The organism is Aequorivita sp. Q41, assembly GCF_039831855.1.
Lineage (GTDB): Bacteria > Bacteroidota > Bacteroidia > Flavobacteriales > Flavobacteriaceae > Aequorivita.
The window spans coordinates 469247-480595 of sequence record NZ_JBDPMS010000002.1; the positions used below are offsets into that span (position 1 = coordinate 469247).

The 11349-nt window shown below is 34.1% G+C and carries 9 protein-coding genes; 7 read left to right on the top strand and 2 right to left on the bottom strand.

The window, feature by feature from the left end; translation table 11 throughout:
- Nucleotides 1-57 precede the first annotated feature (57 nt).
- Entirely contained in the window at nucleotides 58-1974 is a 1917-nt protein-coding gene (locus tag ABJ955_RS11645) for a T9SS type A sorting domain-containing protein (RefSeq protein WP_347374795.1), read from the top strand.
- A 93-nt stretch (nucleotides 1975-2067) separates the two neighbouring features.
- On the opposite strand, the gene rocD is transcribed toward ABJ955_RS11645, so the two are convergent.
- Nucleotides 2068-3309 carry an ornithine--oxo-acid transaminase gene (gene rocD / locus ABJ955_RS11650; RefSeq protein ID WP_347374796.1) on the bottom strand — a complete coding sequence of 414 codons (1242 nt, stop codon included), beginning with the start codon at nucleotides 3307-3309 and terminating at the stop codon, nucleotides 2068-2070.
- A 248-nt stretch (nucleotides 3310-3557) separates the two neighbouring features.
- Between rocD and ABJ955_RS11655 the strand changes: the two genes are divergently transcribed.
- From ABJ955_RS11655 to ABJ955_RS11670, 4 genes are all read left to right on the top strand, one after another.
- Complete coding sequence (locus tag ABJ955_RS11655; RefSeq protein ID WP_347374797.1) at nucleotides 3558-5387, top strand: PAS domain S-box protein; 1830 nt, start codon at nucleotides 3558-3560, stop codon at nucleotides 5385-5387.
- A 196-nt stretch (nucleotides 5388-5583) separates the two neighbouring features.
- Nucleotides 5584-6993, top strand: a complete 1410-nt coding sequence (rlmD, locus tag ABJ955_RS11660) for a 23S rRNA (uracil(1939)-C(5))-methyltransferase RlmD (protein ID WP_347374798.1) — start codon at nucleotides 5584-5586, stop codon at nucleotides 6991-6993.
- Nucleotides 6994-7022: 29 nt separating this feature from the next.
- Nucleotides 7023-7520 (top strand): DUF6452 family protein, encoded by a 498-nt coding sequence (locus ABJ955_RS11665; RefSeq protein WP_347374799.1) that lies wholly within the window; start codon nucleotides 7023-7025, stop codon nucleotides 7518-7520.
- Nucleotides 7483-8220 (top strand): DUF6048 family protein, encoded by a 738-nt coding sequence (locus ABJ955_RS11670; protein ID WP_347374800.1) that lies wholly within the window; start codon nucleotides 7483-7485, stop codon nucleotides 8218-8220. The genes ABJ955_RS11665 and ABJ955_RS11670 overlap by 38 nt, the downstream gene beginning before the upstream one ends.
- A gap of 27 nt (nucleotides 8221-8247) precedes the next feature.
- Here the strand turns inward: ABJ955_RS11670 and ABJ955_RS11675 are convergent, their stop codons facing one another.
- The gene (locus ABJ955_RS11675) at nucleotides 8248-9405 is read right to left on the bottom strand and encodes a THUMP domain-containing protein (protein WP_347374801.1); all 1158 of its coding nucleotides are present in this window, start codon (nucleotides 9403-9405) and stop codon (nucleotides 8248-8250) included.
- Nucleotides 9406-9463: 58 nt separating this feature from the next.
- Here ABJ955_RS11675 and ABJ955_RS11680 point away from each other — a divergent pair, with 58 nt between their 5' ends.
- Both ABJ955_RS11680 and ABJ955_RS11685 read left to right on the top strand, forming a co-directional pair.
- Complete coding sequence (locus ABJ955_RS11680; protein ID WP_347374802.1) at nucleotides 9464-10195, top strand: class I SAM-dependent methyltransferase; 732 nt, start codon at nucleotides 9464-9466, stop codon at nucleotides 10193-10195.
- A complete protein-coding gene (locus tag ABJ955_RS11685) occupies nucleotides 10195-10863 on the top strand; it encodes a ZIP family metal transporter (protein WP_347374803.1) in 669 nt (222 codons plus the stop codon). The genes ABJ955_RS11680 and ABJ955_RS11685 overlap by 1 nt, the downstream gene beginning before the upstream one ends.
- Nucleotides 10864-11349: the final 486 nt, after the last annotated feature.

Here is an 11349-nt window from a genome sequence, read left to right on the forward strand (position 1 = left end):
TAGCCTATTAAATCTTTTTTATAGCCCTAGTAAAAGAGGTTTCTAAAATGCAAAAATATGAAAAGCCTACTATTAATCTCGATATCATTTTTAATATCTGGTGCAGCTTTTGCGCAATTGACTGTAAAACCTACTGCTGGTGCGGAAGATTCTTATGTATATGTTAAAGATCAAATTTTATTTGTAGACAATTATATAAACTTAACGAAAAACCCAACTGAAACTCTTGAAGCTAGTATTTACTTGCGTGGAGATGGGCAATTGATTCAAAGTGAAACTACTTCTACAAATACTGGAAGCGGATTTCTTTCTGTTCAACAAAATACCCCAATTACAAATATGTTTTCTTATTACTTATGGTGCTCTCCTGTCGGAAACCCAGTAGATGCGCCCTTAGTACCTGGAGATAAAAATTTTGGGGTTTTAAGCTTATACGAATCATTAAGCGGTACTACAGGCACAAATGCAGAGGTAGTAGAAACAACTACTGGTCGTGATGGAAGTGTTTCGCCTCTTACAATATCTACACGATGGCTATACACTTTTATGGAACCAGGAACAGAAGCAGAAGGCAACTATGTACGAATGAATAGCAATAATGCTGCGCCAGCTGGCTTTGGTTTTACTATGAAAGGGGTTGGCCCAGTAGGAACCTTAAACCAATTATACGAATTCCGTGGTAGACCAAATAACGGTAATTATACAATTCCAGTTCAAGGCCCCGATGGCTCTGATGCTAGAATGACACTAACAGGAAACCCATACCCTTCTGCATTAGATTTAAATCGCGTGTTTTACGACCCAGACAATAGTGCTCTGTCAGTTTTTTATTTCTATGATGAAGATCGCACGGTAGCTAGTCACAATTATGGTGATAAGCCTTATGGATATGGGGTTTATACACCAGGAACCAGCCAACCAGATACTACTATAGAACCAGGGAGCTATGTAAATGCACCTTTTTATATATGGACTGCTGGGGGCGGAAGTACTTCTACTGGAAGCAGTGGTAATCAGACAGTGAATCATCGTTTTGCCCCTATAGGCCAAGGAATTATGTTTGTAGGTACCGGAGCTAAAACGGATGTTATTATTAAAAATTCACATAGAAGGTATATTATAGAAAGTCCAGCTACCCATTCCGTTTTTCACAGACCTAGTAATGATGTGAATGGAGACAGAAATACTGAAAACAATCCTGAGGCACCAACGAATGTAACTGCCACTGCCGCAAGTATTTTAGCTGATCCTAGAATTCCACAAACACGTTTTCACATTGTTTTTGACGATGCATTGACAAGAGAAATGTTATTGACTTTCTCAGATCAATCTACAGATGGTTATGATCGTGGAATGGATGGTTTAAGTCCAATGGGCTTAGCTACAGACGCCTATTTTCCTGTTGAAAATAACAATGAACGTCGTCCATACGTAATCAATTCTGTGAAATACGATTTAGAAAAACAGATTCCTATTGCCTTTAAATTAAAAAATGCAACAAGTATTAAAATAAGAGTTGTTGAAGAAGTAAATAAATTGTACAAACAAATTTACCTTTTTGACAGAGAGCAAGACACCTATTTAAATATATCTATTAACGCAAATAAGCCTTTAACGCTTAACTTACCAGCGGGCACTTACGACAACAGATATTTCATTGTCTTCCGTGATCCAAATAATAAAAGCGACACTCCAACAAGTGAACTGGAAACAATAGAAGTTGTTCTTGAAAGTGTAGATTTCTTTCAAAACAACTCAGCACATCAATTAGAAATAAAAAATCCTGAAGGCTATACTATTAAAACAGCTTCTATATACGATATGGCAGGTAAGTTGGTTATTTCTGAATCAAACCTTGGTAACAATACCAAATATAATTTCTACACCGGAAATCTTAGTGATGGCGTTTATTTAGTAAAACTTATCACTGCTAATGATATTGTTATTGATTATAAAGCTATTATTCGGAATTAAAAAAGTGTTTCTTTTCGAAAATTAATCTCTTAAATAAAAAACGTCCCTGATTTCTCAGGGACGTTTTTTATTTAAACTTATAATTAATAGAAGCTATTCAAAACTTTTCAATGTTTCTATTATTATAGAAACACAATCCATCAATTGATCTTCATTCATAACTAATGGGGGTGCAAAACGAATAATATTTCCATGCGTAGGTTTTGCAAGAAGGCCATTATCACGAAGTTTAAGGCAAATATTCCATGCAGTATCACTATTTTCAGAGTCATTAATAACTACAGCGTTTAACAATCCTTTCCCGCGAACAAGATTTGCTATACTGCTGGTCTCGATGTATTTATTTAATTCACTTCTAAACTTTTCCCCAAGACGCGCTGCGTTTTCAGCAAGTTTCTCATCTTTAACAACACTTAAGGCAGCAATTGCTACTGCTGCTGCAATTGGGTTTCCTCCAAAGGTTGATCCGTGATTTCCTGGTTTTATAACACTCATAATCTCATTATCAGCCAATACTGCCGAAACAGGGTAAGCACCACCACTCAAAGCTTTCCCTAAAATTAAAATATCTGGCTTCACATTTTCATGATCAACAGCCAAAAGTTTTCCGGTACGCGCAATTCCAGTTTGTACTTCATCAGCAATAAAAAGTACATTATGTTTCTCACACAATGCTTTAGCTTGGCTTAAATATCCTTCAGAAGGAACGTAAACACCAGCTTCTCCTTGAATTGGCTCCACTAAAAAGCCTGCAATATTTTTGTTGCTTTCTAATTGTTCTTCAAGGGCAACTAGATTGTTGTATTCTATTTTTATAAAGCCTTTTGTGTAAGGTCCAAAATGGTTTCTCGCAACAGGATCATTACTAAAAGAAATAATAGTTGTTGTTCGGCCATGAAAATTATTTTCACAAACAATAATTTCAGCTTCATTCTCATTAATTCCTTTTTTCTCATAAGCCCATTTACGGCAAATTTTCAAGGCTGTTTCCACTGCTTCAGCGCCTGTATTCATAGGTAGTAATTTGTCAAAATTGAAAAATTCGCAAGCAAATTTCTCATATTTTCCTAGCATATCGTTATAAAACGCACGAGAAGTAAGCGTAAGTGTTTTGGCTTGTTCGGTCATTGCAGCAACAATTTTTGGGTGACAATGCCCTTGGTTTACCGCAGAATATGCTGAAAGAAAATCGTAATATTTTTTGCCATCCACATCCCAAACATATACGCCATCCCCCCTGTTCAAAACCACAGGAAGTGGATGATAGTTATGGGCTCCGTACTTGTTTTCTAAATCGATAGCTTTCTGTGAAGCTGTGTGTTCTAAAACTGACATAAGATTGTAATAATTTGAAGTAAAAATATATCTGATTCCTGCTTAATGGAGAGAAATCATCCCTGTATTGGCAAAATTAACGAATATTACCATCATAATAAAGCAATTACCTATTGGTTTACTTAGGCGTAAAAAAAATTAAAATAGTAGAGAAAAGGTTTTAAAAATATTTTATATTGAAAGTCAAATATAAACATCAATAATAGAACTCACCTACTAGAAAGTTTTAGTATCTAAGCTAATATTTTATGAAAAATTACCCACATATTTTTAACGATACCGGTATAGGTACTTGGAAATATAACGTACAAACTGGGGATATAGAATGTAATGAAAATTGGGCAAATATTTTAGGTTATCAACTTTCAGAATTAGAACCCATGACCTCCAAAAAATGGGCTGATTTATTCCATCCAAAATTTATAGATAAATCAGAGGTTCTTCTAAAAGAACATTTTGAGGGTAATTCCAATTTTTATCAATGTGAAATCCGGTTAAAACACAGACAAGGTCATTGGGTATGGATTATGGCCAAAGGGAGGCTTGAAACTAGAACTCCAGAGGGCCAACCGCTACTAATGGTGGGTACAAACCAGGATATTACTGAGAAAAAAAACACTGAATCGCTTTTAAAAAAATATCAAGACCTTTTAGACATCTCCAATAACGTAGTTAAAAGTGGAACGTGGGAAATAGATTTTTTAAAAAAAGAAACCACCTGGAGTGATTATACCAAAAAAATGCTGGATGTCCCTAAAGATTTCATTCCAGAGACAGAAAACACTTTAAACTTTTTTCCAGAAGGAAAAAACAGAGTTACAATTCTAAATGCAATAAAAACAGCGGTATACAAAGGAAGAAAAATTGATTTAGAACTTAAAGTAAACACCCATACTAATATTAAAAAATGGGTGAGAATTATTGGAGTACCAGAATTCAAAAACAAATCGTGTATTCGTTTGTACGGATTAATTCAGGACATAGACGAATCAAAAAAAATCCAGGAAGATACAGCAATAAGGGAAGAACAGTTTCGGCAAACCTTTGAGCATGCTTCTATTGGGATGGCCCTCGTTGGCTTAACAGGTGAATGGCTAACTGTCAATGAAAGCGTTTGTAAAATACTGGGATATTCTAAAAAGGAACTTTATAAAACAACTTTTAGAGAAATAACCCACCCCGATGATTTGGAAAAAGACCTAACGTTATTGGAAGAACTACTCCTTAGAAAACGCGAAAGCTATCATATGGAAAAGCGCTATTTCCGTAAGGATGGAGCTATCGTTTGGGTAAATTTATCAGTATCTCTAGTTAGAAATGATATGGGAGAAGCAATTCACTTTGTATCTCAACTACAAAACATTACTGAAAAGAAGGCCTTAATTGAAACAATGAAGGATCAAAACAAGCGGCTCATAAACTTTGCATACATCGTTTCACATAATTTAAGATCGCATACCGGCAATATAAGTATGCTCTTAGCTATTATGGCGTCAGAAATCCCCTATTTCTCTGAAAATGAGTTCTACGAAAACCTTAAATTAGCTTCTGAAAACTTAAACGAGACTGTTCAGCATTTAAATGATGTAGTAATAATAAATACAAAACTATACGACAACCTCGAATCTCTGAATGTACATACCTATATAGAAAATGCAATTGCAACCGTAAAAGGCTTGACTGAAACCTCTGATGTTACGATACACAATACCACGAATAAAAACATAGAAGTGTCCGCAATCCCAGCCTATCTGGATAGTATTATACTAAACTTTATTACAAACGCCATAAAATATCGTCATCCTAATAGAAAATCAATGATAGAAGTTTTTTCTGCTATTGAAGATGTTTATGTTGTTTTAAATTTTAAAGATAATGGGTTGGGGATCGATTTAGAAACGTATGGTGAAAAACTTTTTGGTATGTATAATACCTTTCACAATCAAAAAGATTCACGCGGAATAGGGCTCTTTATTACAAAAAACCAAGTGGAAGCTTTAGGAGGTAAAATAGCGGTTGAAAGCCAAGTAAATCAAGGCACAACATTTAGAGTCTTCTTAAAGAATGCAACTCATTAAGGCTGTAACCTATTTTTAATCACCCCTTTCATAAAAAAATGACTAGCATTCCCATAAGACAGTTGTTTAATATATGGTCCCTGTGTTTTTAACAAACTTCAATTAATTGTAAAAGGAAATTGACACGAAATAATAATTTTTAAATCTAAATCGAATATATCGTTTCATTTTCTAAAAACAAGCTATTTTTGCGCCTATGGCAAGACGAAATAACAGAATAGTTTTAGAAAACCTAGAAGTCATTGATGCAGGTGCAAAAGGAAAAGCAGTTGCAAAAGCTCCTGATGGTAGAGTGGTTTTTATAAATAATGCAGTACCTGGCGATACAGTTACGGTGCAAACTTTTAAAAAGAAAAAAGCTTTTTATGAAGCTTCAATAATTTCCATTTCAAAATATTCTGAAAAGCGTACAGAACCCCTTTGTCCGCATTTTGGAACTTGTGGTGGTTGCAAATGGCAAAACTTAGCTTACGATCATCAATTATTCTATAAGCAAAAGGAAGTTGTACAGAATTTACAACGTATCGGAAAAATTGAATTACCAGACATTCAACCTATTTTAGGTTCCGAAAAACAATATTTCTATCGCAATAAAATGGAGTTTTCTTTTAGTGATAGTAAATGGTTAACACTAGATCAGATAAAAAGTAATGAAGTTATTGAAAACCGAAACGCATTAGGTTTTCATATTCCTGGTATGTGGGATAAAATTTTAGATCTAGATATTTGTTTCCTACAAGCTGACCCAAGTAACGCAATCAGAGATTTTATTAAAGCGAAGGCGGAAGCCCTAAACCTTTCTTTTTTCAACACAAGAAATCAAGAAGGATTTTTAAGAACCTTAATGCTTCGCACTACTTCAACTGGAGAAGTAATGGTTTTAGTGCAGTTTTTTCATGAAGATGAAGAAAACCGCAAACTGCTATTGAGCGCTATCGAAAAACAATTCCCACAGATTACTTCCTTATTATATGTAATAAATTCTAAAGGAAACGATACCTTGTATGATCAAAAAATTGAGCTTTTCGCTGGAAGAGATCATATTTTTGAAGAAATGGAAGGCTTAAAATTTAAAATAAACGCTAAGTCTTTCTACCAAACAAACAGCGAACAGGCATATGAATTATACAAAATAACGCGCGATTTTGCTGGTTTAACAGGAAACGAATTGGTTTACGACCTTTATACCGGTACTGGAACCATTGCACAGTTTGTGGCAAAAAAAGCAAAAAAAGTTATTGGGGTGGAAGCAGTTCCAGATGCCATTGAAGCTGCAAAAGAAAATGCACAATTAAATACTATAAACAACGTAGAATTCTATGTTGGTGATATGAAAAAGGTTTTCAATGAAGATTTTATTAATACCCACGGCAAACCTGATGTTGTTATCACCGATCCGCCTAGAGACGGTATGCATGGCGATGTTGTTGCGCAACTTCTAAATTTAAATGCCCAAAAAATTGTATATGTAAGCTGTAATAGTGCAACACAGGCACGCGATTTGGCCCTTTTAGATTCAAAATATAAAGTTGTTAAAGTGCAAGCTGTAGATATGTTTCCACAGACACATCACGTAGAAAATGTTGTACTTTTGGAAAAACGCTAATTTCTTGTAAAGAAGAAGCCATTTAAAATATGCTTAAAAAAATAATTGTACTCATACTACTCATTTTTGCTTTTAAAAGCTGTACGAAAGATGATATCTGTCCAGATGGCACTGCCACCACATCAAATTTAGTGATTCAATTTAATGATATTATAAATCCATTAAATTCTAAAAATGTGGAAGTATTAACTGTTCTTACAGACAATATTGATTCTGTTGAAGTGGTAACCCGATTAAGCACCAATTCAATTACAATTCCACTCAACACAAATGCCGACACCACAAAATATATGTTCATTCGAAGTATAATTTCCACAACAGATACAATTGTGAATATAGATAAGGTAAGCTTTATATATCAACGAAGCGACGGGTACGTTAACCGAGCCTGTGGCTTTAAAATGGAGTTTGATAATTTAAGTTCCAATCTAGAAAACGAAGGAACCGAAAACTGGATTCAACAAGTAAGTGTAATTAGAGATACTGTAAATGATGAAAATAGCCCACACATTACTATGCTGCATTAGCATTTTTTGCTGCACACAGGTGATGTCTGCGCAGAAGAAAAAAGAAGTAAAAAAGGATACCGTCTCAAAAGTTGAAAAATTTGGGTTACGTGTAGGTATCGATTTAGCCAAACCATTACGAAGCGTACTGGAAGACGGTTATTCTGGTTTTGAAATTATTGGTGATTTTAGAGTTACCAAAAAATTTTATGCCGCTTTAGAATTAGGTACTGAAAAGAAGGATTGGATAGAACCGTACGTTACGGCAAAAACCAGTGGAAGTTATGCTAAAATTGGTTTTGATTATAATGCTTATGAAAACTGGTTGGGAATGGAAAACGCAATAACACTGGGTTTGCGCTATGGATTTTCCACCTTTGAACAAGAGCTTTTAAGCTACCGAATTTATACTGACAATCCTGCTTTCCCAACACAAACAATCAATACCCCTGAAATGTATAGCGGATTATCAGCACATTGGGCAGAATTTATAATAAGCATAAAAACTGAAATAGCCAACAACCTTTATCTTTCAATCAACGCACAGCTAAAAAGAAAGGTATCTGAAAAGGAACCTGAAAATTTTGCCAATCTATACATTCCAGGATTTAATAGAACGTATGACTATAGTAAATTTGGTGTAGGTTATGGGTATTCTATTTCGTATTTAATTCCGTTATTCAAAAAGACTGAAATTCCCAAAGATGATATTCTCAAATAAGTAACTAATTTTAGTATTTAAATGAAATTACTGTTTACTAGCCTTCCTACTTCCTTCATACATTTCGTAGCGCACTAATTTAGCCTCCAATTTTCCATTAAAAACCTTTATTTTCCTAGATGGGCGAAGTCCCACAAATTTTAATGCCTCCATATTTGAAGTTATCATCCACGCCTGTGTTCCTGGATACCCACGTTTTAGTGTATTACCAATAGAGCTATAAAAATTTTCAACATCACTCAACGAAATACGTTCATCGTAAGGAGGGTTAAAAACGATGTATAAAGGTTTGTCAATTTCTTTTTCACTTTCAAAGAAATCTTGCTGTTTTACTTCTATAAAATCGGAAAGGTTAGCACTTTTTATATTTTCTTTTGCTTTTTTAATAGCAAGTGAATCTGTATCAAAGCCGAAAATCTTATGAGGAAAATCTCTTACTTTCTTTAAAGCAGCTTCCTCTATCTTTTCATAAAGAGCAACATCAAAATCCGGCCAATTTTCAAAACCAAATTCTTCTCTATTTAAATTTGGCGGGATATTACAGGCTATCATCGCTGCTTCTGTTAGAATCGTACCACCACCACACATGGGGTCTAGAAAGTTACACTGTCCATTCCAGCCAGAAAGCATAATAATTCCAGCAGCCAGCACCTCATTTATGGGCGCTACCGTACGCTCTACTTTATAACCCCGTTTATGCAATGATTCTCCAGAGCTATCTAATGAAACCGTGCAAATATTTCTATCAATATGAACATTAATACGAAGTGTAGGATGATCTAAATCTACATCTGGGCGCACGCCTTCCCTATCGCGAAAACGATCAACAATGGCATCTTTTGTTTTTAAGGCTATATATTGTGAATGGGTAAAAACTTCAGAAAAAACTGTGGCATTTACTGCTAAAGTTCCGTTAACATCCATATAATTCTCCCAAGGCATCTCATAAACTTTTTTATAAAGATCTTCTTCAGTAAAAATATTAAAAGCTGTGATTGGTTTTAATATTTTAATCGCGGTCCTACAACAAAGGTTAGCTTTATACATAAACCCTGTATCACCTTCAAAGGAAACGTTTCGTGTTCCAATTTCAATAGAAGACGCGCCCAATTGACGAAGTTCCGTTGCTAAAAGCTCTTCCATGCCAAAAAGGGTCTTGGCTACCATTTTAAAATTCTTTACCATACTATATAAACAGATTTCCTGCAAAAATACAGTATTTTAGCAGGCCGAAACGATAAGTATGCAAAAAGAAAATGACAATTGGTATGCTTCGTGGTTCAATACCCGCTATTATCATCTGCTCTATAAAGATAGAGACCACAGAGAAGCAGCGTTATTTATGAACAAGCTTACCACCTATTTAAAACTACAAGAGAAAGATACAATTCTAGATCTAGCCTGTGGAAAAGGCCGCCACGCCAAATATTTATACAAGCAAGGGTTTAATGTCACTGGTATTGATCTTTCTAAAGAAAGTATTGAATATGCAAAACAATATGAAAAACCAGGACTACATTTTGAGGTGCACGATATGTGCCTACCATATCCTAAAAAATTTGACGCTGTTCTTAATCTTTTTACAAGTTTTGGGTATTTTAAAAATGAAATTGACAACCTAAATACCCTAAAAGCAATAAAATCTGAATTAAATAATACCGGAAACGCAGTAATTGATTTTTTAAATGTTGAATTGGCTATAAAAAATTTAGTGCCTACTGAGCAAAAAATAGTTGATGGTATCGTATTTCACATTGAAAAATACCTTGAAGATGGTTATATTATAAAAAACATACAGTTTAATGATAATGGAAAAGATTATTTTTATACTGAACGTGTAAAAGCATTGACTTTAGAAGATTTTAAAGCTTATTTTAAAGAAGCAAATATAAAATTAAAACAAACTTTTGGTAATTACCAACTCGAAGAATTTAACAAAGATACATCTGAAAGATTAATCCTAATTTTTAATTAATGAATTACTTACTACTTTTTTTAGCTGTTGCAGTGGGTTATATAATTGCCCGTTTTCTTAAGAAAAAAGAACTCCAAAACATGGAGGTATTTTTAGCATTTAGTGGTGCATTTTTACTTTCCATTACTGTTTTTGAGTTACTTCCAGAAGTATTTGAAACCCCTTCCAAAAGTATAGGTGTTTTTATAATGATTGGAATATTACTTCAAATATTCTTAGAATTTTTCTCAAAAGGAGCTGAACATGGTCATGTTCATCTACATACTGAAAATAAAAAATTTCCCTGGTTACTCTTTATAAGCCTTTGTATTCATGCGTTTATGGAAGGCTTTCCAATTTCTGAAGAAAATAATTTATTAATTGGTGTTATCATTCATAAAATACCTGTAGCCATAATATTGTCCTTCTTTTTCATTAGCGCTGGTTACAAACAACATATTACCCTTCTTTTTATATTCTTTTTCGCATTAATGACACCAATTGGAAATTTTATAGCTACTAATTATAATGCAATACACCAATACGAAACTCAAATTAGTGCAATAGTTATAGGTATATTCCTCCATGTTTCTACGACCATTCTTTTTGAAAGCTCTAAAAATCACAAATTTAACCTTACAAAAATGAGTGCCGTAATCATTGGTATTGTTATAGCATATTTACTATAAATATAATCTCTTGTAGCTTTTAAAGGATCTATTTATAATTATACTATCCAAGTAACAAGTTTTTAAAATTTTACTTTAACATGCCCCACTCTACTTTAAGGCGTGTTGTACTACAATATTAGTCACGCTGATCTTGCATAAGCGCGATAACATTTCCTCCATTCCCGTTAGCTAGCTCAGGATTGTAAATTGCAGCAAATAAATAGTCAGTAGTAGTTACCCACTACATATATACCTACTAGCTATAGTTATGATAGGTATTGGTTGCTACCGAGACTTCGGGTTCGATTTGGTTTTCTATTTTAAATTGGAAGGTGTTGCTAAAGAGTAGCACGTCAGGGGCTGCAATATAATTATGTAAAACACTAAGCTTTCGATGGGCTGTCTCTACTACCACGCTGTGGGAGTATTTAAATTAAAACCAAAAAAAAACCTTCATCAATTACATGATGAAGGTTTTAAAGGAAGGCGGCGACCTACTCTCCC